Raw genomic sequence first — 25,106 nt, forward strand, 5'->3', positions numbered from 1 at the left:
GGAGCCACCTGAACGCAGGCTGAGCTCGGGAGGCTGGGAGTCCGACATCCCCCGACGTGTGTGCGGCCGGATACGGCGTGCGCGCGGCTGACATGAAGGTTCCCCCAAATGCCTCGAAATCGAACGCGCTTCGCGATGGCCGCCACTGGCGTCGTCGTCTGCGCAAGTCTTGCGCTTCCTCTTCTACCTGCTTCTGCGGCGACCGCTCCTGCCGCGGTCGACCTCGCGGCCGCATCCACCGACAGCAGCGGAACCTTGCCACTGCTCAGCGACCCGTTCCTGCAACTGCCTGGCGCAGATGACGTATACGTCGTTTGGAATACCGAGTACGCCGGTACGGCCAACGTGACCTTGATCGGATCGGGCGTTGCAGCACTCACCGATGCCGAGGCGCGGGCGGCCGCGACCGGCACGCCATTCCCGAACGTGACTGCGTTCGCTGCGGTAACTGCCGCATACTCACGCATGGCTGAAGACAGCTCATCGCGTCTCGTCGACGCCCCGGCCGCCGAAGAGGGCATCGTCGCTCGCGACGTGTGGCGCCACGAGGCGCACGTCACCGGCCTCACGCCCGGTGAGACCGTGGCATACCGAGTTGTTTCGGTCGACGGTGCCGACATGGCAGTGTCTGGCACCTTCAGCCTCGCGCCCGCCCCGCAGGCTGGCGACGATCTGCGCGTGCTGCTGACCAGCGACCACCAGGCCATGGCGAATACAGCCGCCAACCTGCAGATGGCGGCCAAGACGATCGGCGACATCGACGCGGTGTTCCTCGCCGGCGATCTCGTCAACCACCCCGACCGTGCGTCCGAGTGGTTCGATGACACCCGCGGCAGCGCCTTCTTCGCAGCTCTGCAGGGCAACGGCGGTCGCTTCGACAACAACGGTGTGCAGGAGTACTACGGTGGCGAGATCGTGCAGAACGCACCGCTGTATCCCGCCGTCGGAAACCACGAAGTGCAGGGCCGTATCGACGGCATGACCAGCATCGGCACCAGCTTCAACTCGCCGGTGCCGGTTTCGGTCGCCGAAGCGGAGTACGAGAAAGTCGCCACCGAGGTCAACCCGTCTGCCGACCCCGAAGTGAAAGCGCAGTGGATCGAAGACAACTCGTTCAGCACGACCACGTATGAAGAGGTGTTCACGCTTCCTGAAGACTCACCGGGTGGCGAAACCTACTACGCAGTCTCGTTCGGCGACATCCGCCTCATCTCGCTGTACTCCACGCGAATCTGGCGCGGCACCACGGCTCAAGCAGATCCTGAAGCGCGCACCTCGAGCTCTCGCTACCAAGAGAGTGCGGCCAGCCTCGACGATCCGCTCACGCAGGGTTATGGCGAGCACATCTTCGAGTCGTTGGCTGTGGGCTCAGAGCAGTATGACTGGCTGGCCGACGAGCTCGCCAGCGATGAGTACACCGACGCACGTTTTCGCATCGTGATGCTGCACGAGAGCCCCCAGGGTCTCGGCGACAACGTCATGCCCCAGTTCGGCGACCCGGTGCGCATCGAAGAGACCAACGACGCTGGCGAGGTCATCGGCGTGCGGTACGAGTATCCGACTGAGAACAACATGCTGCTGAACGACTTGAGCCCGTTGATGGAAGGCGCAGGCGTCGATCTGGTGCACAACGGTCACTCGCACCTGTGGAACCGTTTCGTCTCCGAAAACGGTGTCAACTACCTCGAAACGTCGAACACCGGCAACTCGTACGGTGCCTACCACGAGCTGAGCGGCCGCACCCGTCCGCTGCCGCCCGAGCCTTGGGATGCGTCAAACTACCTGTCGCAGGGCAACCCGGGCGGCCTTGAGCCGGTTGTTCCCAACGTCGCACCGTTCACTACCGAGGATGGCACCGCGCAACCCTTCGTGCAGAGCAACGACCTCGCCGTCTTCGCGATGCTCGACACCGGCGCCAACGAGGTCGTCTCGTACGCGTATGACGTGCGCACGCCCGAGGTTGACCCGTGGGTTATCGACCGCTTCGAGCTTGGACGTCTGGCGGACGAGACCAATGGTGGGACCGACGGTGGCACTGACGGTGGCACTGACGGTGGCACTGATGGTGGGACCGATGGTGGCACTGATGGTGGCACTGATGGTGGGACCGATGGTGGCACTGATGGTGGCACTGATGGTGGCACTGATGGCGGGACCGATGGCGGTGCGAGCGTGGCGATCTCGGCATCGACGGTCGCTGCCGGCGGATCTCTGACAGTTTCGGGCGAAGGGTTCGCCGCCGGCGAGTCGGTGTCAGTTGAGCTGCACTCCACGCCGGTGACGCTCGCGACGGCCACAGCGAGCGCGAGCGGCATGCTCGAGCTGACGGTGACCATTCCGGCAGACACCGAGGCCGGAGAGCACCAGATCGTGCTGACTAGCGCATCGGGGCTTGAGGCATCGGCGCCGATCACGGTGACTGCGGTGACCGATGGCGCGCTTGCTGTGACTGGTTCCGACGCTGCGCCGATCGTCGGGCTGAGCGTTCTCGCGCTGCTGGCCGCCGGTATCGGCGCCGCGGTGCTGTGGATGCGACGCCGCACAGCACAGAGCTGATCTCGGAACGCCAGGCCCCGCATGCCTTCGGGTGTGTGGGGCCTGGCGTTCGCCGTTCACGGCCTGCTGTGCAGTGCGGTCAGACCTGACCCGCTGCGTCGAGACATGAGCTGGTGCGCGAAACGAGTGGTGGTGCGCCTTGTTTCGGGCGCGAGGGCTTGTTTCGACGGTGGGGCGGGGTTTGCGGGCGGGGTGGATGCTGCGTTGGGGCCGGCGGCGGATGGTTCTGTCGGGCAGTGCGGGGCAGCTTTGTGGTGTGGTGCGGTGCGGTGCCGCGGTGTTGTGCAGCTCTGCTGCGCTCTCCGGTGCTGTGCAGTGCGGTGAGACGTGACCCGCTGCGTCGAGACATGACCCGGTGCGCGAAGCGAGTGGTGGTGCGTCCTGTTTCGGGCACGAGGGCTTGTTTCGCCGGTGGGCGGGGTTTGCGGGCGGGGTGGATGCTGCGTTGGGGCCGGCCGCGGATGGTTCTGTCGGGCAGTGCGGGGCAGCTTTGTGGTGCGGTGCGGTGCGGTGTGGTGTGGTGTTGTGCAGCTCTGCTGCGCTCTCCGGTGCTGTGCAGTGCGGTGCGACGTGGCCCGCTGCGTCGAGACATGAGCTGGTGCGCGAAGCGAGTGGTGGTGCGCCCTGTTTCGGGCACGAGGGCTTGTTTCGTCGGTGGGGCGGGGTTTGCCTGCGGGGTGGATGCTGCGTTGGGGCCGGCCGTGGATGGCTCCGTCGGCAGGGCAGGGCAGGGCAGGGCAGCGCAGGGCAGGCGGTGCGTCGCTGCTGCGCCGTGCAGCGCGGTGCGACGTGGCCCGCTGCGTCGAGACATGAGCTGGTGCGTGAAACGAGTGGTGGTGCGCCTTGTTTCGGGCGCGAGGGCTTGTTTCGACGGTGGGGCGGGGTTTGCGTGCGGCGGCTAGCACAGCGCGCCCAGCGCGGCGGGCGGCTAGCCCAGCGGGGCGCGCGAAAGGGGCACCGGGGCGGGCGCCGGGCCGGCGTAGGGCGTGTCGCCCGCGAGCCACGTCATGATGCGCATCTGCAGGTCACGCTGAGCCTCGACCCGCGCCAGGCGCTCAGCCTCAACCTGCTCGATGACGCCAGCCACCGTGTCGGCGAAGACGCGTCCGCCCGGCTCGCCGGGGTGGATCTGGTCACCCGCCAGCATCGCCGTCTTGTCTTCAATCGCACTCGACCAGTCGGCAACCATCACGTTCGGACGTTCGTGCGCGACCTTCGCGAGGTCGGCGTTGACGCCCGGTATCCAGTCACGTGGCGCGAACGCGTTCACGAGAATCACGTGCCGATCGGGGCCAGCGATATCGAGCATCTCGTCGAGCGAACCGGCGTCGATAGGTCCGTTAGTGCCTAGCGCGAGCACCACGTAGTCGCGCAACTTGTTCTGCTTCGCCAGCTTCTGCAGAATGCCGGGCCCCGCCCACGTCGACCGCGACACTGCGGCGTCAATGTCGATGCCCGGCAGCCGCTCCAGCAGAGCGGGCGCCGAGGCCAGCATGACCGAGTCGCCGACGGCCGTGACGTTAGCACCGTCGATCACCGGTTCAGCGGGATCAGACGTTGTGGTGGCGGATGCTGCTTCTCCCGACCCAGCAGCCTCTGCCCCGCCAGCGCCCGCCCCGCCAGCACCTGACGCACTGGAACCTGACGCGCCAGCAGAAACGGTCGCCGCAGCGTCGGCGGAACCAACGCCGCTACTCGCGCCCGCCAGCGAACTTGCGCTCTCTGTTGCCCGTGCACCGGACTGCGCCATGCGCTGCGAGGCATCGGGCATCGCTCCGCTCGGCCCAGGCGCTGGCGCGGACGACCCAGACGGCCCCATCGCGCTCGTGAGAGTGCCGTCGCTCTGGCGGTCCACCTCGGCGCTGGAAGCTCCCGACTCCGAACCCCCCGTTCCCGCTCCCGAAGCACCCGCCGCGGCGTCCTGCGCGGCTTTCAGCGCGGCGGCGCCTGCCTGCACGTACTCCTCAGCGCTCGAGCCCTGCGGCGCGGCTGCGATCGCCGCCGAGGTGCCGCCAAGCGCGATGCACACCGCAGCGGTAGCGCCGAGCGCGCGCATGCGCGAACGAGAGCTGGTGCCGAACGCCCGGCGCATGCGTGCCAACGCTCCGCGAAACCCGAGCACCCGTATCGGCATCTCGATGTAGCGGTACGACAGTGCCGAGACGACGAGCGTAACGCCCAGCACCCACACGCTGATCCACAGTGGCACCCCGGCGCTCAGTCCCGTGCCCTGCGCCGCAGCGACGGCCAACACGAGCAGCGGCCAGTGCCACAGATAGATGCCGTACGAACGGGCGCCGATCCATCGCAGCGGCGCGGCGTCGAGCCGGGGCCCCACCCACGATCGCGGCCACGCCCCAGCAATCACCACCGCGACGCTGCACAGGCTCGCCGCAAGAAGCGTTCCGGGAAAGGTCACCAGGTCTTCGGTCGGTGCCATCATCGCCAGCGCGACGATGCCCGCAAGCGCCAGAACCGCAGTCGCTGATGTCACGCCCAGCGCCCAGTTCGTGCGGGCCCACGCAGCATCCATTCGCCTCAACTGCGCCATGGCGAATGCGGCGGCGATTCCGATCAGCAGACCGAACGCGTGCGTGTCGGTGCCGAAGTAGGCGCGGGTGAGCTCGCCTGCGCCAGACGACACCATGACGCCCATCCAGACCGCAGACGCGGCCGCTAGAACGAGCGCCATGCCCACACGCGCCCACGTGCGCGGCAGCAGCAGAAACAGCGGCAGCACGAGGGGCCAGAGCAGATAGAACTGCTCCTCGACGGCGAGCGACCAGAAGTTGCGAAAGAGTTCGGGGGTGGATGCTGCGAAGTATCCGCTGTCGCCGGCGAGCGATATCCAGTTGTAACTGAAGGTCGCGGCTCCGAGCACCTGCGCGCCGAGGCGGGTGAGCACGTCGCCGCCGACCATCCACGCGAGGGTGGAACAGACCGTCACGACGACCGCGAGCGCTGGCAGCAGGCGTCGCGCGCGACGTTGCCAAAACGGCACGAGCGCGATCTTTCCGCTGCGCGAATGTTCTCGCAGCAGCAGGCTGGTGATCAAAAATCCGCTGATCACGAAGAAAACGTCTACCCCGATGAACCCGCCAGGCAGGGCATCGGGGGGAAACAGGTGGTACACCACCACCAGAATCACCGCGATCGCACGTAGCCCATCGAGCCCGGCGAACCGAGTAGGGGAGTGCGCGGGCGCGTGAGTAAACATGGAACTTTCGGTGATGACGGGCGAGCGCAGAACGTGGCAGAAAGCGCGGTCAAGTCTACGTCGCGCGCCTGAGGTTTGACCTTGGAATAGACCGCGAACTCGCACCGCATAGCCGCCGCGGCATAGCCTGGAGTAATGTCATCGCAGCTGTCTGACCGCATTAGTGCGCCTGAAACCGCTCCTGTCGCCCCCCATGAGGCCATCGCGGTGTGGCGATCGCCCACCCGTGACGATATCGACGCCATTCACGCGGTGGTGGCCGCGGCCGATCAGGTTGATCATCCGACGTGGGTGACGACCCGCGGATCGATCGCTGACCTGTTCGATATGCCCCACGTCAGCGCTGACGATGCGCTCGTGGGCGAGAATGCCGACGGACAGATCGTCGTGGTCGCAGCGGTCGTGCGCGAACAAGACGTCACCGTCGAGGTGCAGGTCTCGCTGCGCGGTGCGGTGCTGCCCGAGTATCGGCGCCGTGGCATCGGCACCATCGTCGGTGCGTGGCAGTACGCGCGTGCCCTGCAGGTGCTGGCCGAAGTCGACGTTGAGGTAGAGGGCGTCATCGAGCAGTACGTGCACGAGGGCAACCCCGGTGCTGAGAAGATCGCCCTCGCGAACGGCCTCGCCGGCGAGCGGTGGTTCGTGGTGATGGAACGTGACCTCTCGGGCCCCGTCGAACAGCTCGACGTCGACGCCCATGTCACCCTGCAGGCGCTCACGCCCGACCGTGACAACGAAGCGCGACTTGCGCGCAACGACGCGTTTCGCGACCACTGGGGCAGCGTTCCCTACAGCCGCGAGACCTGGGGCAAGCTCACCGGCGGCGACAACTTTCGCCACGACCTGTGCACCGTCGCCGATGTTGACGGCCGCGTCGCGGCGTTCTGCCTCGTCAGCGTCAACGAAGCGAACTGGGTGCACCGCGGCGCGCGCTATGGCTACATCGAATACGTCGGTGTGGTGCGCGACCACCGCGGGCAGGGTCTTGCGCCGCGCGTGCTCACCAGCACGCTGGCATCGATGCGCGCAGCGGGTCTCGAGAAGGCACAGCTTGACGTCGACACCGCCAGCCCCACCGGCGCAAACTCGCTGTACTCGAGCCTGGGCTTCGTCGAGCGCGAGCGCGAGCAGGTGTTCACCCGCCGCTTCTGAGCGAGCGCTCCTCGATAGGATTGTCTGATGCGCATTCGGCTCGACATCGCCTACGACGGCACGCATTTTCGCGGCTGGGCCGTGCAGCCGGTGCTTCGCACGGTGCAGGGCACGCTTGAGTCTGCGCTCTCTCTCGTGCTCGGCGGCGAGCCGCGCCTGGTTGTCGCCGGTCGCACCGACGCGGGTGTGCACGCGACCGGCCAGGTCGCGCACATCGATCTTGACGAAGACCAGCAGCGTCGTCTGCGCAATGTGCGCGGCAGGGGAGTGAAGAACGCGACGGATGCTGAATCTCTCACCGACTACGCCGCGGGCGCGCTCGCCGCGCGGCTGACCGGTGCCGGCGGTGCCTACCCCGACGTGGTGGTGCGTCGCACCTCGCTCGCGCCCGAAGGCTTCGACGCTCGCTTCTCAGCGGTGTGGCGTCGGTACGAGTACCGCATCGCCGACCGCGTTGCCGGCTACAACCCGATGGAGCGGCTGCGCACCACGAGCGTTCGATCGACGCTCGATGTCGAGAAGATGGATGCTGCAGCGAGCAGCCTGATCGGCCTGCACGATTGGGCGGCGTACTGCCGGCCGAAAGAGCGCGCGACGACGATTCGCACGCTGCTCGAGTTCGACTGGCATCGCGATGAGCATGGCATTCTGATCGCCAACGTCAAGGCCGATGCGTTCTGCCACTCGATGGTGCGCGCCCTGGTAGGTGCCTGCGCTGCCGTGGGCGACGGGCGCCTCGATGTGGCAGATGTCGCCGAGATTCGCGATGAGCTGCAGCGGGTTCCCGAGACGAAGGTGCTCGCCGCGCGGGGTCTTACGCTCACCGCGGTGGGCTACCCGAGCGACGAGCTGCTCGCCCTGCGCGCTGAGCAGACCCGGCGTCGCCGCAGCGACGAGCAGTGAGTATCGAGCTGTAGCAGCGCCGGGTATCGAGCAGTGACGCGGCCGGGTATCGAGCTGTTCGCTATGAGTGTGCGCAGAGGTAGGACATAAGTCACCGCAGCGACACCCGACAGGAATATGCTGGCACCACCATGAAGGTCATCTCGTACAACCTGCGCAAGCACCAGGCCGCTGGAGAACTACCCCGCCTGGTGGAGCAACACGAAGCCGACGTGCTGTGCCTGCAAGAGGCCGACACCACCGACATCCCTGACACGATCAACGGTCTCAGACTTGCCGACTCGACACAGCGGAACCGGCTCGGGCTCGCGGTCTACTACCGCGAGAGCACTTTTCGTGCCGTTGACGTGCGCGCACTCGCGCTCAAGAAGTCACTGCACGACCGGGTGTTGAAGCCCGCAGAGGAACGCCTGCTCGGCGTGCGGCTGTATGACATCGACCACGGCCACGAAGTGATCGTCGCGTCGTTTCACGCGGCGCCCCTCACCGCGCTCAACTCGCTGCGGCGCCACCAGATCCGCACCGCTCTCACCGAACTGCAGCACCTGGGTGACGGCCTTCCCGCGCTCATGGTCGGCGACTACAACTACCCGGTCTTCAAAGAGAACCTGGGCCAGACGATTCGCGAGCACGGCTATGAGCTGAACCTCAGCGACTCACGCACGTATACGCGCTACAAGTTCTTCCGTGGTCACTACGACTTCGCCACCTCAGTGGGCTTCGAGATCGACCGCGTGCGCACCCTGCCCCAGGGCTTGAGCGATCACCTGCCGATTCTGGTGACGGCACGCGTGCACGACACCACGGCGACGGCAGCAACCGCGGCAACCGCGGCAACCGCGGCGCCCGCAGAAGCTCCCGCTATCGCTGCGCCCGTAACCTAGACGCCAGCAAACTAGGCGCCAATAGCCTAGGCGCCAACCTGAGCGCCTATAAGCGAGGGCTGAGGTTCAGTCGTCGCTCTGGCGGCGACGGACCAGGGCGGTTATGCCGACCGCAGCGCCCGCGAGCACGAGGGCTCCGCCGCCGATCCACAAGCCGGTCAGGGTGCCGCTGTCGAAACCGGTGACCGGTAGGCCGTCGGTGCCGGTGGTGACTGTCACGCTGGCGGTGGCGCCAGCAGATGTCGCCGAGACTGCGGCGATGTTGTAGATGCCCGAGGCATTCGTGGGAAGCGTGATGGTGACCGCGGGCAATGCGCCAGAGTCATCTGAGGTGACCTGGCCGCTCGCGGTGGTGACCGCTGTGCGCACCATGCCGATGCTGGCCCCCGCGCCGTTTTCGCCGGTCACAGTGATCGTCACTGACTCGTTCGGCGAGAACGTGGCGCCGTTGCAGCCGAACTGAAAGCCCCCGCCTGCCTGCACTGTGCTGGTTGCAGTCGTGCATGACTCAGCGGGAGGGTAGATCGTCGATGCTTGGGCGGCCAGAGGCGCCGCAACCACCAGCGAAGCAGCGAGCATCGCTGCCGCGGATAGGCGGGCGATGCGAGGTGCGAGTGTCGTGGTCATAACACGCGCAAGTCTACGCGCAGAAATCTGCTTCGGAGTACGCATCGCCAATCGTGGGAGTCTGTCTGACCAGGAGTTCTGCTCCGGTGGGCACCGTCGAGCGCGCGGTCACGGTGGCGGTGAAAGACTCGCCCGACGCGAGGTCTGTCGAAAACGACAACACGCGACGGCCGTCGTGGCTGGCTCCGCCGAAACCCTTCTCATTTGTGCTGACAGCATCCATCAGTTCGAAGTGTTCGGGAACGTAGAGATATCCGACCGTGCGGGCAATGCCTGCCGGCACCCCGAAGTTGCCCCCGCCGGTGATGTAGTCGGGCAGTGAGGCGGCATCTGCCGGTGCATTGTTCGTGACGGTCAGCGTCATCGTGGCGGTGCCCGAAGCCAAGCCCGACTCGTCGAGCGTGCAGGAATCCCACTGCACGGCAACGTCGGTGTCGAGGTAGTAGTCCATCTTCGAGCCGGTGCCGTCGTTGACGTACGCCCCGAAGCTCGTGGTGACCTCGTCGGTGATGGGCAGTCCGCCCGCCAGGGTGGTCTCGGCGATGAGAGTCTGCTCGGATTCGACGGCGCTCCACATGAGCAGACGGTTCTCGCTGCCGGCCTTGGTGAGCGCGGCGACCAGCTCGACCGGGTCGGAGCTGCCGTCTGAGAGCGCCTCGAAAACACTCGCCGCGGCGAGGGCGAAGAATGCGTCTTGCTCGGCGGGCACCGTGTAGCGAAGGTAGACATCGTTGAGCAGCAGCTGCACGGCGTTCTCGCTCGTGAGCACATCGCCGGTGGGTAGCTCAATCGGACCGGTCGCCTCAAGCAGATATGACAGGGCCACCGGGTCAAGAGCGATCACGCCATCCACCTCGTCGCCGTTGTGCTCGAGGGCCCACATCTGACGGGCGAGTTCACCCGAGACGCTGAAGTCGGCCACCTGGGTGACGTTCTGAATCCACTTGCCGGGATGGTCGGTGTAGATCGCCAACACATCGTCGTCGAGGGGAAGCACCGATTCTTCGTACTTGGGGTAATCGCTCGAAGACTCTTGCCCAGCCAGACTCATCTCGCCGTCGTCGGTGTGGATGAGGGCCATCGCACCGGGAATGCCCCCGAGCGAACGCCACTCGGCGTTGTTCTGAAACAGCACGAGGTAGTCGCGCGCGTCATCAGCGCCAAGCATCGAGGGCAGCAGCACCGTGGCGCGCGCGAGCGCGCTGGTCGCCTCGGTGGCTTCGGTGAGCACGTCGGCGACCTGGGTGACTGCGTCGCCGACGGGAGCGAGCAGCGGGGCAGTGTCGATGTTGTCGATGGATGCTGATGCCGCCGCAATACCCGCCGCGCTGATCGTGGCCGGTGCTTGCAGTTCTTCGAACAGCGCCAAGTCGATGCGTCCGTTCTCGGCACGCAGCGCGTCGAGTTCGAACGACGAGGCCACTTCGGTGAGCGGGGTGAGCGAGGTGTTGACCACCTGGTTGGCGGCCGCGGCGACGGTAGATACTGCTTCGAGCTGCGGTCCCACCCACGGCAGCGACTCAGCGAGCTGCCAAATCGGGTCTGATGTCAACGACTCGGCTGCGCGGGTGTCGACCGAGATCTCGTCGATCGCCGTTGTCGCAGCCGCCGGGTCGGTCAGGTCATCGCGCACCGAGCTCGCTTCGGCCTGCACATCCCTGAGGTGGGTGTAGGCGAGCAGACCGCGAACGCCGACCCACGCGGTCATGGCGATAGCCGCGATCAGCACGGCGCCGAGCACCCAGGCGAAGGTGCGGCCCGCGACGCGGAAAGCAGTGGAGTTAGTCATAGGTCCGTGGGGAAGCTCGGGCGTGGGGCTCCAGTGCGCAGCCACCTCACAGCAAACAGTGAAGGCCAGGCTATCGAGAATTGCCGTACGTCTGCTGGTAGGCCGCGGAGTACACTCACTTCAACATGCGCGGCAATGTCGCAGCGCGCCAGGGGAGCGCGAAGGACAGCTTTGGTGCACGAGAATTCGACCACGGTCGCAGACACGACGGATGCTGCGGCGCCCATCACTGCTGTGCCCGCGGTCGATTCAGCGCCTCAACCCGGAAGCATCCCGCCGCCCCCGCCCGCTCGGCCGTTGCCGGTAGCCGATACGCCCCCGCGCGATCAGCTGTCGCCAGCCGCTCAGCCGTTGCCGGTAGCCGATACGCCCCCGCCCGCTCAGCCGCCGCCGGTAGCCGATACGCCTCCGCCGACTCCGCCGCCCGGATACCTCTTGGTGCCCCCGCGGCCACCCCTTGCGTTGGCGCCCGAATGGCGCCCGAGGGCACCGCGAACCCGCCCCGCTCGTGATAGCTCCCCCGCGATCCCGCGTGACGCGCTTGACCCACGCGCCTTGCTTGCCCCGCGCGACCCACGCGCCTTGTTGCGCGACCCGCGCGCCTCGCTCGTGCGCGATCCGCGCTCATGGCTTGTCGCCTATGGGGTGCTCCTCGCGCTGATCGCGTTCTGGCCGACGCCGGTGGACCGCAACGCCGCCGGCCTGCTGCACGCGATCAGCGCCGCGATTCCGTGGCTGAGCTACAACCTGATCGAGTTCACCGCGAACATTGCGCTGTTTGTGCCGCTGGGAGCGCTGGGCGCAATGCTGTTGAGGCGCCGCCCGTGGCTGGTCATCGTCATCGCGCTAGGCGTCACGATCGTGATTGAGTCGGTGCAGGCGCTGCTGCTCGCCCAGCGCACACCGAGCGGCCTCGACATCATCGCCAACACGCTCGGCGCGGCTGTGGGGCTGGCGATCGTATTGCTCGTGCGTCGCCGCAGCGGGAGCTGAGCCTGCGCTACGCCTACCCCTACGCCTCGCCGCGCTACCCCTACGCCTGCGGCTGGGCCTGCGGTTGGGGCTGTACTCGTGACGCGGCGGGGTCGGGTTCGTCCCACAGCTCGACGCACTGCACGATCCAGAAGGCGCCGAACAGTGCGAGAGCGACGGTTTCAGCGATCAGCGCCACCGGAAAGTCGATGCGCTCGACATAGCCGTTCAGCTCGGCGTATACATACACGCCGAGCACGAGAACCAGCATGAAGGCGATCAGAATGTACGCAGCTTTGAACGTGCGCCGCGGCGGCGCACCAAGCCTCGGGAACGCTCCCCGCACAGCCACCGCGGCGAACAGTGAGAAGAACGCGACCGTTGCAATGGCGTGGCCCTGATCAAGCACGAAGTCGCGAAAGAAGATCCAGCCGATGGCGAGCGTCAACAGCACGATGATCGCGAAGGTCAGTGAAACCGACACGGCGCCCAGCGACACCTGCCGTCGCCGCGCCAGGATCAGCACCAGAATCACCGTCAGCACACCCATCACCAGGTAGGTGATGACCCCTGCCGCGGCGATCGCCTCGTACTCGGGCGGAAAACACCGAAACTCGCACGGCACCACAATGCGCGCGATATTGCCCGGGCCGAGCGTCGTCGGAATGAAGGCGATCAGCGGGGCGAACAGCGCGGCCGCGTCGAGCAGAGCACGCTCGACTCCGCGCCCAGACAGGGCAAAGAGGGCGAGGGATGCTGCAATCAGTGCACCGACGAACGCGTCACGCGCGGGCGTGAAGTAGTAGTTGCTGAGCGACGGCAGCAGGCCGACCTGCGTCGCTGAGATGCCCACGGAGACGAACAACGCGATGATCGTTCCTGCGATGCCGATGCGCAGATACCGGTAGGTGCGCATCAGCGACGTGGTGGGAGTCGCAGTTGCCATGCGGCTACGTTAGACCCCCGCGGGCATGGTGCGGCGCACTTTTCTAGGTGTGATAACCGGGTTTTCTAGGTGCGGTAGCTGGGCGCAGCATCCGACTCGTTTGAAATCTCTTCGCGGGCAGAAACTGTCTGCTCGCGGCGCCATGCGCGCAATGAGATGACCACCGCTGCCGCCCAGATCACCGCGATGGCGCTGAGCGTCCAGGCGACGACGAACCCCGGGGCCTCGAGCACGATCAGCAGCGTGCGGACGTTGGTGAAGATGATGATTCCGCCGACCAGCGAGCCGAGCAGGCGCGGGGGCAGTTTTCGCACCAGCCAGGCGGCGATCGGTGCAGCGATCACGCCGCCGATGAGGAGCGCGGCCACCCACGCGAAGTCGAAACCCTGGGTGCCGAGGGCGAGCAGAAAACCCACGCTTGCGGCGAGCGAGACGAGAAACTCGCTCGTGTCGATGGAGCCGATGACTTTGCGGGGTTCGATGCGTCCGCTGGCGAGCAGTGCGGGGGTGCCCACCGGGCCCCAACCTCCGCCTCCGGTGGCATCGAGGAATCCACCCGCAAGGCCGATCGGTGCGAGAAAGCGCAGCCGCAGTGGCTTCGAGCGGTCGACGCGCGGGAGTGAGCGAAACGTGAAGCGAATGAGGATGTAGATGCCGAGGCTCAGCAAAATGAGGCTCATCAACGGACGCGCCGCGTCGGTCGACAGGTTCGACAGCACGGTGGCTCCGGCGAAGGCGCCGATGGCTCCGGGAATGCCGATGCGCAACACGACCTTCCAGTCGACGTTGCCGAATCTCCAGTGCGAGAACCCCGAAGCCAGCGTCGTGCCGATCTCGGCGAGGTGCACTGACGCGCTCGCCGCGGCGGGGTTCGCACCGATGGCAAGAAGCAGGGTGGTCGAGGTGACGCCGTAGGCCATGCCCAGTGCTCCGTCGACGAGCTGCGCGCCGAGGCCCACGAGGGCGAGGAGTACGAGAGTGTGCATGGCCACCTATTCCGGCTAATTCCGACTGGATAGGTAGGTAATCAATCAGAGCCCGCGGGATGCCGCAATAAACGTGTCGCAATATGTCGCGGGCAAGTCGGTCACGGCCGTCAGGTGCAGCGCGCGGCCGCGGCCCGCGCAGCCGGCGTTTCGGCGCTTAGCGCCCGCTGATCCAAGACGACGGGTCGTCGGCGAGCGCGCGAACTTCGGCGGGCAGGTCACCCGTCGCGAGCTGCGCGAGTGAGGTGTCGTCGAGCACGCGGCGCACGCTCGCGCGCAGCGCGACCCACAGCGTCACGAGGTCGCTATCGGCGGCGGGGTACTCGAGCTCGCTCGGTCGCTCGTCGCGCACGAACACCAGGGGGCCATCGACGGCTCGAATGACATCGGCGACCGAGATCTCGCCGGCGGGTGCTGCCAGCCGGTATCCGCCACCCGCTCCGCGTCGACTCTCGACGATGCCCGCTTTGCGCAGCGCCGACAAAATGCCCTCAAGAAAGCTCGCCGGAATGCCCTGCTCGCTGGCGATGCGCTCGCCGGAGATGCGTTGTGGGGGTATCTGCTTGGCCGAGACCTGCTCACCCGGCACCCGCGGGCCAGACCCCTGTTCGTCCGAACCACGCTCACCGAGCGAACCGCGCGCGAGAAAGACTGCCGCGCGAACGGCGTAGTCAGCTCGTGCCGAGATGCGCATAGAGTCCTTCGGTTGCGGTAGACGCAGTCAATAGTCGCGTGGCCAGTAGCTCGAGAAACGGTTGCTCGCGTTGATGGTTCGGATGCCTTCCATTCTGCCCGGCAAGCGGGATGTTCGAGGCCACAGACAAAACGAACGTCCCGCCCCCGATTGCTCGGGGACGGGACGTTCGTTGGGGAGGCGGCTAGCGCTGGGGAGGCGTGCTAGCCGACGTCGTGTCCTGCACGCTGACGACGAATCATCAGTGCGCCGACACCAACGGCGATCAGGATCGAGGCAAGAGCTGCCCAGCCCATCACGATGCCGGTGTCAAGACCTGTCACGGGCAGTGACGACACCGATGAACCATCCGACGCCGTTGCGCCGTCGGTGTCAGTGTCAGTGTCAGTGTCGGTCGAACCCGAATCGGTGCCTGAACCCGAGTCGGTGCCCGAGTCAGGGTCAACCGGGTCGGTCGGGTCGACAGGGTCGGTCGGGTCGACAGGCTCTTCTTCGATCGCCACGGTGAACGCGGAGGTCGATTCGGAGCCTGAGCCGTAGCCGGCGGCGACGAACTCGTGCTCGCCCAGCTCGGCGTCGTCAGGAACAACGGCCGTGAACGATACCGAGCCGTCGTTCGAGACGACCGAGCCCAGGTCAACCGGGTCGGAGTACATCGTCAACGACACCGACTCGCCGGTGCGGAAGCCGCTGCCGGTCACCGTGACGGTGTCGCCGGGAGCCGCCGAAGCGGGGCTGACGGTCAGCGTGCCGGGTGCACCGGTCGCTTCGAGGCAGGGGTCGCCCTGCACGCCAACCTCGGGCACCGGGGTGCCGTCGGTGACGCCGTCATCTTCGCGAAGCGTGATCCATGCGAACGAGTCGCCGATCGTGACGCCACCAGCGGTGGTTGCCACGTTCGCCGTGTAGTTCGTGGTCGCGCTGCTGCTCTCTTCGGTGTCTCCGGTGTAGGGAACTTCAACCGCGGTGCAGGTCTCGCCGGGAGCGAAGGTGACCTGCTGCACGACACCGGCGATCTTCGCGGAAGCGAAGCTGACGGCGCTGAAGTACATGGTCGAGGTCTCTTCTGCGGGGCGCGACAGGTAGATCGGCACCTGCAGCGTTGACGGGCCAGCACCCTCATCGACGATCACGTCGCCAACCGAGACAACTGGTCGAGTCGATACCTCGGCGGTGCCGATGCTCGCGGGCTCAAGCAGAGCCAGGTCGCTCAGCATGACGCCACCGTCTTCGTCGGGAGCGATGAAACGCACCTGGCGAACGTCGGTGAGGTCGATGCCGGTGAAGTCGCCGACAGGAATGGTGATCTGCTGCAGCAGCACCTTGCGCAGCGGGTTGCCGCTGCCCGGAAGCACCGTGAGCGCGTCGCCGTACTCTGAAGCAACAACCGATGCCTTCGCACCTGAACCGTCGACCAGCTGGATCGTGATCTCAGTGCTGGTGGCTACGGTTTCGTCGGGCGAGATGCGCAGCGAGAGGTTCTCGAATGCGGTTGCATCAACCGAACCGCCGGGCACCGTCACACCGAGCTCTGCCGGGTTCGACGAGCTGGTGTAGGTGAAGTGCATCGCGGTGGTCGACGGCACGCCAGGCGTCTTCGGGTTCGACGACGTGCGTGTCACGCTGCCCGCGTTGCCCCAGTCAGGAGCCTGCGCGAAGCCGAGCCCGTTGATGCAGTAAGGCAGCACTCCGGGTACCGGTGTTGACGAGATGCCCTCACAGGTGACGTAGGTGCCACTGCCGCGCAGGTCATAGGTCGTTCCCGGCACATCGAAGTTGTCGATGTCGAAACGAGTGGATGCTGGCTGGGTTGCGCTCACACGGATGTCAGCGAAGTCGAGGTCAGCCGGCTTCGCATCGGTGCCATCGAACATCGGCAAGAACTCGTCAGCGCCACCGAGGGTGAGGCGGAAGAACGCAGCCATGTAGGCGTTGCCCACGGCGTACTGCTCTGCAGCATCCAACCGAGTGTCTGAGACGGTCGAGCCGCAGGTCGCGTCAGTCTGCGAGCGGTCGTAAATGCCCCAGTCATCGCTCACGTTGTAGGGGTACAGGCCCGGGGTCCAGATGGTGTTGAAGTAGTTGTGGTTGGTGCCCATGATCAGCACCGATGAACGCAGCACGTCGTCGTCGTAGGAGTGACGCGAGTCGTTGATGTACTTCTGGCCCATCTGGTCTTCGACGTCGCCATCGCAGTAGGGGAGCAGGGTCGCGGTGATGACTCCGGGAACCGCGATGCGGCTGTAGGAGGTCGGCGCGATCGGGAGCACGGAGTTGATGCCGAAGGGCTCGTCTTGCTCAGCGTTCAGCACCGCTGCGCGCATGATTCCTTCGCCGCCGCGCGAGTGGCCCATGAGGCCCACGTTGTCGAGGTCGAGGCGGCCTGTGAGCGATGCCGAGACGGGAACAACAGCGTCGTCGGGGGAGACGAACGTGCCCGCGTTGGCGTCACGCAACAGGTCGAGGTGGTCGATGACGAGCTGGCCACGAGCAAGGGCACCGGTGTCGTCAGAAAGCGAGCCGTCGAGCGCGTTGACCGCGTTGGCCGAAACCGACACAACCGCGTAGCCCTGGCTGGCGAGGATCTCTGCCGCGTCGTTGTAGCCGAGGTAGCTGGGGATCTCGTCTTGGTCTTCACCACACGGCCAGGCGAGCGGGTTGCGCGTGCCGTTGGCGCAGGTGGAGTGGCGACCGTGGAGGAAGACGACCACGGGCAGTTCGCCAGTGGCACCCTCGGGCATGAACACCGCGGCGCGCATTTCGCCGAGACGGTCGAAGCCCGAAAGCTCTACAGCTTCGTCACCGAGGTCGTAGTCGAGGCGCTCGACCGCATAGTCACCCATGGCGCTCGGGTCTGCGGCCAGTTCGGGTACCTCAGCGGCGAGCGGAGCGAGCAGCGACTTCATCGCGAAAGCATCGACGTCGACATCGACTGATTCGCTGGGGTTGCCCTGACCTGCCCAGCCCTGCAGCACGTCGTCGGTGCTGACGACTTCGGGGTCGGCGGTGGTTGCCGAGAGCGTGAGGCCGTCGAGGGATTCGGTGGCAAACCCGAGGTCGAGGTCGTCGGCCCACAGGGTGGGGACGTCGGCCGTGATCTCGAGCGGCTCGTCGAGGGTTTTGACTACTTCGTAGCCACCCGCGACTTCGGTGATCGTCCAGTCGTCGCCTTCGGCTACGACGCCGGTCTCTGCCGCAGACGCAGGCAGGCCGACGAACATGGATGCAACGGTTGTACAGGCGGCAGCGGCAAGGACCGCTTTGGTTATTCGCGTGCGAAACACAGTTCTCCTGGGGGGAGGGATGGGAAGGGGGAGTGGAGCAAACCGACGTCTCGCCCGCCCAATGCCAGCGGCGGTGAGCCTACGCTGGCTCGTCCAAGCTAGCGGCGCAAATGGTTCTCATCACGAGTGGAAACAAAATGGAAACGTTTCGCAACGGTTGTGAAACGCACCCGGAATTACGGGTGGGATGCGCTTTCCGCCATGACGCCCGTGCCCTGCCAAGAATTACGCTGGTGAGGCGCGAAATTCGGCGCAGCGCCCGACTGAATCGATACAGCAGAACCCCTCTGCAACACCCGTGCACGCTGCGCCAGCTCGAACGACTCAGCAGAAACGACTCGGCGCGAGCTCGAAGTGACTCCGCGCTAGCGGGAGCGCCTCTGCACCAGCCTGACCCCTCTGCACCAGCCTGCCCCCTCTGCACCAGCCTGACCCCTCTGCACCAGCCAACGACTCACCCCGAACGACTCACCCCGAACGACCCACCCCAAACGACGCACCCCGACGACTCACCCCCGACGACCCTGCGCCCGCTAGAACGGTGCGGTGCCTTCGTCGCTCGGGCGGAACGCCACCACGCGGCGCTCGGGGTAGACGTCATACTGCCGCCCGGTGGGCGAAGTCCATTGCAGTGCGCCGCCACTGTCGGCGATCTGGGTGACCGTCCAGCCGCCGTGATGCTTGACGCGATGATGCCCTCGGCAGATCGGACTCAGGTTGTCGAGTGAGGTGCCGCCGCCGTCTTCCCATGCGACCGTATGGTCGATTTCGCATCTGACGGCGGTGAGTCCGCATCCCGGTGCCATGCATCTGTCGGCTCGCCACCTGACCAACCGCCTCAACGAAGCGGGTGGTCGGTATTGGTCTCGCCCGACCGAGAGAACCATTCCGGTCTCTGGGTGGGTGAGCACCCGCATCCACCCGCTGTCTCCACCGCACAGCTGCTTCGCCCGATCGAGTGGGATAGGCCCGATGCCCTCGACCTCGGCCGGTGCGAGCCCGGCGGCTGCGCGAGCGTCTTCGTCGTCGACCAGCAACGCGAGCGCGGGCACCGTCACCGTGACGTTCGCTCGAATGCCCCGCGTGACCGGTGAGCCATCAGCGACCTCACCGTCAATGAGCAGGTCGCACAACACGTCGGACCGCAGCTGATCAAGGGTGCGGTGTTCGCCGTCGACCTCGAGCATCGCCTTGGCCATCGCGGTTGCGCGCCCGTACGCGGCGTGAACCTCAACGGCAGGAGCCAGGATCGCTAGCCAGGCCATGCCGTCATCGCCCGGCGACACGTACGCACGCCGTTGCTCAAGGGCTTCTTCGTGCCGCTGCGGCAGCGTCACCGACCGCGCAACCTCAACCAGCCGGTTCACCTTGCGGCGAAACGTTCCGACCGGCTCGGCCTCGGCGAGGGTGATCGCCCGCGGCAGCAGATCATCGCGCAACTCGGGCTCTGCCTTGTCGACGGCGTCAACCAGAATCTCGGCGTGCTGCTGCGTCATGCGCGCTGCGCGCATCGAATCGAGCACCGTCGGGTAACGAACCACGACCGCATCGGCGAGATGCAACAGGTTGCTGGCTGCCGTTTCGGTGACGCGCAATGCGGCAGCGAGTTCAAGCCGAATGCCACGCTCGACGACGTCGGTGAGTTCGCGGCCGTGCCGCGCAGCATCCGCCAATGAAACCTGATGCACTGTGACGAGAGCTTCGAGCTGAGCTGCCGCGATCTGCGTGATCTGCGGGGCGAAGCCGACCACGTCGTCGATGCCATCCGCGGCGCGCTCGGCGTCTTCGGGAGTGGGGCTCGAACTGTCGATCGACATAGCTAAAGACTAGAACATACCTACGACACTCGGTCTCGTTGGGTGGTCGCTGTGGACACGGGCGCGAGAAGCCGAGTTGGGGAGGATAGCGCACCCCCAAGCGCTGTCAAGTGGCTTGGAATCGGCTCGCCATCGGCCTTGACTAGAGGCATGCCTACAGTCAGCGACTTCATCATCGATCGAGTGCAGGAATGGGGTGTCTCGCGGGTCTTCGGTTACCCCGGTGACGGCATCGGAGAGTTCGACGGGGCCCTCGGGCGCGCCGAGAAAGCCGGCGAGGGGCTGGAATACATCCGCCCCACGCATGAAGAGCTCTGCTCACTCATGGCCACCGCGCATGCGAAGTTCACCGGAGAGGTGGGCGTTTGCATCGCCACCTCGAGCCCCGGGGCATTCCACCTGATGAACGGTCTCTATGACGCGCAGATGGACAACCAGCCCGTCGTCGCCATCGTCGGCCAGCAGGGTCTCGCCTCTGCCGGCACTGCCACACTGCAAGAGAACAACCTCGAGCGGGTGTTCGCCGACGTTGCCGCCTACGTGCAGACGGTGACCACTCCGCAACAGGCGCAGGTCGTCGTCGACACCGCGTTTCGCACCGCGATCGCGCGGCGCCAGCCCACGGTCATCGTGCTGCCCCACGACGTGCAGGCGCTTGACGCTGAGGCTCCGCAACCTGAGCACTGGGTCTCGCGCTCGAGCGCGAAGCCCGCGTCTATCGAGATCACCCCACCGGCAGACGAGATCGCACGCATGGCGAAGATCATCAACGAGGGTGAGCGTGTGACGTTCTTCGTGGGCGCGGGCGCGCAGGGCGCCACCGCCGAGGTGCTCGAGGCCGCCCGACTGGCGGGTGCCGGCATCATCACCGCGCTTCGCGGCAAAGACGTGATCAGCTCTGACGTTGCCCATCACACGCAGCAACTCGGGCTGCTGGGTTCGCTGCCGAGTCTGCATCAGATGCAGCGCTGCGACACGCTCGTGATGCTCGGCACCAACTACCCCTACGGCGAGTTCATGCCCGAGACCGGCCAGGCGCGCGCGGTGCAGGTCGATCTGCGTCCCGAGCACCTGGGCACGCGGTACCCCACCGAACTCAACCTCTGGGGTGATGTCGCCTCGACCCTGCGCGCCGTGATTCCGCAGCTCACCGAGAAGACCGACCTGTCATGGCAAGAGAAGGTCGCCGAAGAGATGGTCGGCTGGGAGCGCGAGATGCAGGCGCAGGCGATGGTGGACTACTCCGACGGGGTGAACCCACGCCGAGTGTTCTACGAACTCAACGAGCGCCTGCCGCACGGCGCCATCGTCACGGCCGACGCGGGCACCTCGGCCGATTGGTATGGCCACCACATTCGGCTGCGCGAGGGCATGCGCGGAGATCTGTCGGGCCGCCTCGCCACGATGATGGCGGCGATGCCGTACGCGCTCGCCGCGAAGTTCGCCTACTCTGACCGCACCGTGGTGTGCACGATCGGCGACGGCGCCTTTCAGATGCTCGGCATGAACGAACTGATCACGATCAAGAAGTACATGCACCAGTGGCAATCGCCGCAGCTGATCATCGTCGTGTTGCACAATGACGACCTTGCGCAGGTGTCGTGGGAGATGCGCACCGAAGACGCCAACCCGCTGTGGGAGGGCTCGCAGAACGTCGAGTCGGTCGACTATGCCGGGTGGGCCGAACTGGTCGGGTTTCAGGGCATTCGGGTGAAGAGCGACGATGAGGCCGCGCCCGCGATGGAAGCGGCTCTCGCGCACCGCGGCGTGACGCTCATCGACGCGTATGTCAGCAAGAACGTTCCGCCGCTGCCGCCCCACATCACCGCGGAGTTCGCGAAGAACACCGGCATGGCGCTGCTCAAGGGCGACCCGTCGGCGGTGAACGTGATTCGCGATTCGGCCGAAGCGCTCGCCACCCAGACGGCGGAGCGGGTCAAAGGCGCACTGCATATTGGCGACCGATGACGGCGCGACAGGTCACGCTGCGCGACGGCCGCAGCCTGGGAATGTCAGATCTCGGTGACCCCGTCGCTCGGCGACTGGTGCTGCTGTGTCACCCCTCGCCCGGCGCGAGCGAGTTCGACCCCGATCCGCTCATCACTACGCAGTGGGGAGTGCGCGTGATCGCGCCCGAGCGGCCGGGGTATGGCGCGAGCGACCCGTGGCGTCGCGATGCCGATGCCTCGTTTGCCCGTCACGCCGACGATATCTCGAGCTATCTGCACGGCGTCGAGCGCCAGGCAGCGATGCTCGAAGGCGTTGATTACGGCTCCATCGGAGTGGTGGGATGGGGCGCCGGCGGTCTCGTGGCGCTCGCGCTGGCGGCGCAGCATCCTGAGCTTATCGATCGGGCGGTGCTGGTTGATACGCCCGCTCCCGAGCATTTTCCTGACGAAGTGTCGGCCGATGAACCGTTCACGCCGTCGATGTTGGGAATCTCAGAGAGTGAGCCCAGTTGGACAGCGGCGAGCAGTCGTGTTGAGCGGATGCTGACACTCGCCGCGCGGCAGGGCGATGCCGGCGTTCGTGGTGATCAGCTCGCATTCGACCAGCGTGACTGGCTGGCTCGGCTCGACCGCGTTCGCGCCGAGACCCTGCTCGTGTATGGCGAGGATCACCCCGAGGTGAGCACCGACATCGATGGGCGCTGGTTTCGTCAACGGCTGCTCGACGGCCGCACGGTGCGAGCCGAGGGTGCGGGGCTTGCGATCGCGACGCACTGGCGCAAGATTCTTGCGCACGTCGCACCGCAACACGGAGACGTGCCGCGTTCTCTGCGGGGACGCCGCCGAAAGGCGCGCTCCGCTACGCTCACCGCATGACCACTTCTGCGCCCGGATCCACACCGCCTTCTGCGAACGACGCCGCGTTCACCGAGCAGACCGCCGCATCTCAGCCCGCTACGCGAGGGCGCTCAGCGCTCGGGCTGGCCGCGGTGATCGTCGCCGCGGTTGCGCTCTTGCCCGCTGTGCTGCTGGTATTGATCTCGCTGATTCCGGGAATGAACCCGGTGCTGTGGCTGCTGATCGTCGTGCTGCCCGTTGTTGGGCTGCTCGGGTTCGTGGCGCTGATTCTCGGCATCATCGCCCTGGTGAAAGCACGCCCCGGCGTCTCGAAGACGCTGCCCATTGTTGGCACCGCGCTCGGCGCGTTCGCCGTGCTCGCACCGGTGAGCCTGGTGTTCGGCTGGTGGGCTTAAGCGCCGATCACGTCGATCGTGGTGGTGGGCGTTCGAATCGGAAACCGCACCGTCGCGATGGTGCCGCGCTCTTCGGGTGATTCGAGCGAGACCGTGCCGCCATTGCGGTGCACGAGTTCTGCCGTGATCGCGAGACCCAAGCCGGTGCCGGGGGTGTTGTTGCGCTCAGCGTCGGGTGCGCGATAGAACCGCTCGAACACGTGCGCCAGCGCTTCTGCGGGAATGCCCGACCCGGTGTCGGTGACCTTGATCACGGTCGCGGCATCTGTGACGAAGGATTCGATGGTGACCTGGCCGCCATCGGGCGTGAACTTGATGCCGTTCGACACCAGGTTGCCGATCGCACGAGCAAGGTCGCTGCGCACGCTCGTCACGCTGCCGTCGAGGGCACCGACCTGCAGTGCCACGCCGCGGTTCGCGGCGAATGGTGACTGAATGCGCACGACGTCTTGAACGATTTCAGCGATCTGCACCTGCTCGCTGATGCCCCTCTCATAGGGCGCCTGCGCAGCACGGCTCAGTGACAACAGGCCCTCGACGAGCTCGATAAGACGGTCGGCGTTGCGGGCGATGATGTCGACCCACTCGCGCTCGGTGCCGCGCAGCTCGGTGGAATCTTGCAGCATCTCGGTGTAGCCGGCGACACTCACGATGGGGGTGCGCAGCTCGTGGCTGGTGGTCGCGACGAAGTCTTCGCGCTGGCGTTCGAGCTCGATCTTCGCCGCGAGCACGGCGCTTCGCTCGCGCTCGGCGGCGAGCTGTTCATCGGCTGCCCGCACGGCTTCGCTGACGTCAACGATCTGCACCGCGATGCGGCTGCCGTCACCATCGACCGCGTTGGCGACGACGTTGATCGTCTCACGGCCCGCAATGCGTTGAAACGACACCACGTCGCCGCACTCGAGCGCTGCCTTCGCCTGGTCGGCCAGCTCGCCCTGCCAGCGGCTGTCGGCACTCACCTCGTCGGCGAGCACCGCGGCGGCAGCGCGGTTCGTCCAGCGCACGACCCACTCGTCGTCGACCACGTCGGCGAGCACCAGGGCTACCTGCGAGTCGACGAAGCCCGACGACAGCAACTGCGAGGCGTTCTGGGCCGCGCGGCCGGCGAGAATCACCTCGGTGCGCCCGCCCGCCAACAACAGGGTGAACGCGGCCAGCACGAGCAAGAACGTCACGATGACAGCCGCCTGCTCGTCGGGATGCAACGAGTCGTCGACGAAGGGACCGAAGCCGGCCACACTGACCAAGATGACGATGATCGACGTGGTCAGCACCTCTGCGATCGCGATGCTTGCAGGAAAGCGGAATGCCGCCCACGAAAGAAAGGCGAGTGGAACGAAGGCGAGGGGCAGCTGATTCTCGACGCCGAAAACAATCACGAGCGACAGCAACAGCAGCACTGATTGCAGCGCCACTTCGCCCCATGGAGCTCTCTCGCTGGTGAGAGGGGGGAGCACGGCGAACGGGGCGATCATCATGATCGCCGCCGAGTGCGACATCGCTGCATGGAGTCCGCTGGTGACGAATGATCCGCCGTCGAACGTCATGATGGCGAGGCCCGCGAGCACTCCGATCACGCAGCCGCCGACAACAGCAGCGATGATGAATCGCAGTGCATCTGAGACCGTGCGCAGCACGAACCGCCGGCGCCCTAGTTCGAGGATATATACGAACATTCCGGCTTCGGCGGCGTTGCCGATGCCGAAGACGAGAGAGATGTCGATGTCGCGGCCGCCGACCATATTGGCGAGTACCGTCGACACGAATATGAGGGTGATTGCACCCCAACGACGGTGGCGCGGATTGGCGAGCACGAACGCTGCCGAGAAGCCGGCGGCGGGCCACCACACCGCGATGTTGGTGCCCTCGGGGCGCAGATAAACGCCCAGGGTAGCGAGCCCGAAAACGGTGAGCGCGGCGCCCACCCAGATCCACCAAGAGGTGACCCAACCGGGGCCCTCGCCACCATCAAGCCGTTGCGATGGCAAGAGCGGTTGCATGATGCGACCGTAGTGCGGGAGTGGCTACTGTCGCAAAACGGGCGCAAGGTCGTATGATTACGCTACCCACTCTCCCC

The 25,106-nt window shown here is 66.2% G+C and carries 17 protein-coding genes; 8 read left to right on the top strand and 9 right to left on the bottom strand.

The window, feature by feature from the left end; translation table 11 throughout:
* Window positions 1-108 precede the first annotated feature (108 nt).
* Complete coding sequence (locus WDU96_RS13415; RefSeq protein WP_337339033.1) at window positions 109-2,556, top strand: metallophosphoesterase; 2,448 nt, start codon at window positions 109-111, stop codon at window positions 2,554-2,556.
* A 928-nt stretch (window positions 2,557-3,484) separates the two neighbouring features.
* Here WDU96_RS13415 and WDU96_RS13420 read toward each other — a convergent pair.
* Window positions 3,485-5,773, bottom strand: a complete 2,289-nt coding sequence (locus tag WDU96_RS13420) for an acyltransferase family protein (protein WP_337339034.1) — start codon at window positions 5,771-5,773, stop codon at window positions 3,485-3,487.
* Window positions 5,774-5,908: 135 nt separating this feature from the next.
* On the opposite strand from WDU96_RS13420, the gene WDU96_RS13425 reads away from it, so the two are divergent.
* The 3 genes from WDU96_RS13425 to WDU96_RS13435 all read left to right on the top strand — a co-directional run bounded on the left by WDU96_RS13425 (window position 5,909) and on the right by WDU96_RS13435 (window position 8,712).
* Window positions 5,909-6,925, top strand: a complete 1,017-nt coding sequence (locus WDU96_RS13425) for a GNAT family N-acetyltransferase (RefSeq protein ID WP_337339035.1) — start codon at window positions 5,909-5,911, stop codon at window positions 6,923-6,925.
* A 27-nt stretch (window positions 6,926-6,952) separates the two neighbouring features.
* Window positions 6,953-7,828 (top strand): tRNA pseudouridine(38-40) synthase TruA, encoded by an 876-nt coding sequence (truA, locus tag WDU96_RS13430; RefSeq protein WP_337339036.1) that lies wholly within the window; start codon window positions 6,953-6,955, stop codon window positions 7,826-7,828.
* 131 nt (window positions 7,829-7,959) lie between these two features.
* Window positions 7,960-8,712, top strand: a complete 753-nt coding sequence (locus WDU96_RS13435; protein WP_337339037.1) for an endonuclease/exonuclease/phosphatase family protein — start codon at window positions 7,960-7,962, stop codon at window positions 8,710-8,712.
* Between the two features lie 66 nt (window positions 8,713-8,778).
* On the opposite strand, the gene WDU96_RS13440 is transcribed toward WDU96_RS13435, so the two are convergent.
* Window positions 8,779-9,339: a cell wall protein gene (locus WDU96_RS13440; protein ID WP_337339038.1), complete on the bottom strand. Its 561-nt coding sequence runs from the start codon at window positions 9,337-9,339 to the stop codon at window positions 8,779-8,781.
* Window positions 9,340-9,352: 13 nt separating this feature from the next.
* The gene (locus WDU96_RS13445) at window positions 9,353-11,128 is read right to left on the bottom strand and encodes a DUF4012 domain-containing protein (RefSeq protein ID WP_337339039.1); all 1,776 of its coding nucleotides are present in this window, start codon (window positions 11,126-11,128) and stop codon (window positions 9,353-9,355) included.
* A gap of 174 nt (window positions 11,129-11,302) precedes the next feature.
* Here WDU96_RS13445 and WDU96_RS13450 point away from each other — a divergent pair, with 174 nt between their 5' ends.
* Window positions 11,303-12,121 (top strand): VanZ family protein, encoded by an 819-nt coding sequence (locus WDU96_RS13450; RefSeq protein ID WP_337339040.1) that lies wholly within the window; start codon window positions 11,303-11,305, stop codon window positions 12,119-12,121.
* Window positions 12,122-12,161: 40 nt separating this feature from the next.
* Here the strand turns inward: WDU96_RS13450 and WDU96_RS13455 are convergent, their stop codons facing one another.
* The 5 genes from WDU96_RS13455 to WDU96_RS13475 form a co-directional block, all read right to left on the bottom strand.
* Entirely contained in the window at window positions 12,162-13,046 is an 885-nt protein-coding gene (locus WDU96_RS13455; RefSeq protein ID WP_337339041.1) for a hypothetical protein, read from the bottom strand.
* Between the two features lie 65 nt (window positions 13,047-13,111).
* The gene (locus WDU96_RS13460; RefSeq protein WP_337339063.1) at window positions 13,112-14,032 is read right to left on the bottom strand and encodes a sulfite exporter TauE/SafE family protein; all 921 of its coding nucleotides are present in this window, start codon (window positions 14,030-14,032) and stop codon (window positions 13,112-13,114) included.
* Window positions 14,033-14,189: 157 nt separating this feature from the next.
* Window positions 14,190-14,726 (bottom strand): RrF2 family transcriptional regulator, encoded by a 537-nt coding sequence (locus WDU96_RS13465; protein WP_337339042.1) that lies wholly within the window; start codon window positions 14,724-14,726, stop codon window positions 14,190-14,192.
* A 203-nt stretch (window positions 14,727-14,929) separates the two neighbouring features.
* Window positions 14,930-17,947 (bottom strand): hypothetical protein, encoded by a 3,018-nt coding sequence (locus tag WDU96_RS13470; RefSeq protein WP_337339043.1) that lies wholly within the window; start codon window positions 17,945-17,947, stop codon window positions 14,930-14,932.
* A 596-nt stretch (window positions 17,948-18,543) separates the two neighbouring features.
* A complete protein-coding gene (locus WDU96_RS13475; protein WP_337339044.1) occupies window positions 18,544-19,827 on the bottom strand; it encodes an HNH endonuclease signature motif containing protein in 1,284 nt (427 codons plus the stop codon).
* A 150-nt stretch (window positions 19,828-19,977) separates the two neighbouring features.
* Here WDU96_RS13475 and WDU96_RS13480 point away from each other — a divergent pair, with 150 nt between their 5' ends.
* Genes WDU96_RS13480 through WDU96_RS13490 form a run of 3 tightly spaced genes read left to right on the top strand, consistent with a single transcriptional unit; the run spans window position 19,978 to window position 23,029 of the window.
* Window positions 19,978-21,795 (top strand): thiamine pyrophosphate-requiring protein, encoded by a 1,818-nt coding sequence (locus WDU96_RS13480; protein WP_337339045.1) that lies wholly within the window; start codon window positions 19,978-19,980, stop codon window positions 21,793-21,795.
* Window positions 21,792-22,652 carry an alpha/beta fold hydrolase gene (locus WDU96_RS13485; RefSeq protein WP_337339046.1) on the top strand — a complete coding sequence of 287 codons (861 nt, stop codon included), beginning with the start codon at window positions 21,792-21,794 and terminating at the stop codon, window positions 22,650-22,652. Before WDU96_RS13480 ends, WDU96_RS13485 begins: the two co-directional genes overlap by 4 nt.
* A complete protein-coding gene (locus tag WDU96_RS13490; protein WP_337339047.1) occupies window positions 22,649-23,029 on the top strand; it encodes a hypothetical protein in 381 nt (126 codons plus the stop codon). Before WDU96_RS13485 ends, WDU96_RS13490 begins: the two co-directional genes overlap by 4 nt.
* Here WDU96_RS13490 and WDU96_RS13495 read toward each other — a convergent pair.
* A complete protein-coding gene (locus WDU96_RS13495) occupies window positions 23,026-25,029 on the bottom strand; it encodes an ATP-binding protein (RefSeq protein WP_337339048.1) in 2,004 nt (667 codons plus the stop codon). The two genes, WDU96_RS13490 and WDU96_RS13495, sit on opposite strands and share 4 nt — an antisense overlap.
* Window positions 25,030-25,106 lie beyond the last annotated feature (77 nt).

Source organism: Microbacterium marmarense (genome assembly GCF_037204165.1).
GTDB lineage: Bacteria > Actinomycetota > Actinomycetes > Actinomycetales > Microbacteriaceae > Microbacterium > Microbacterium marmarense.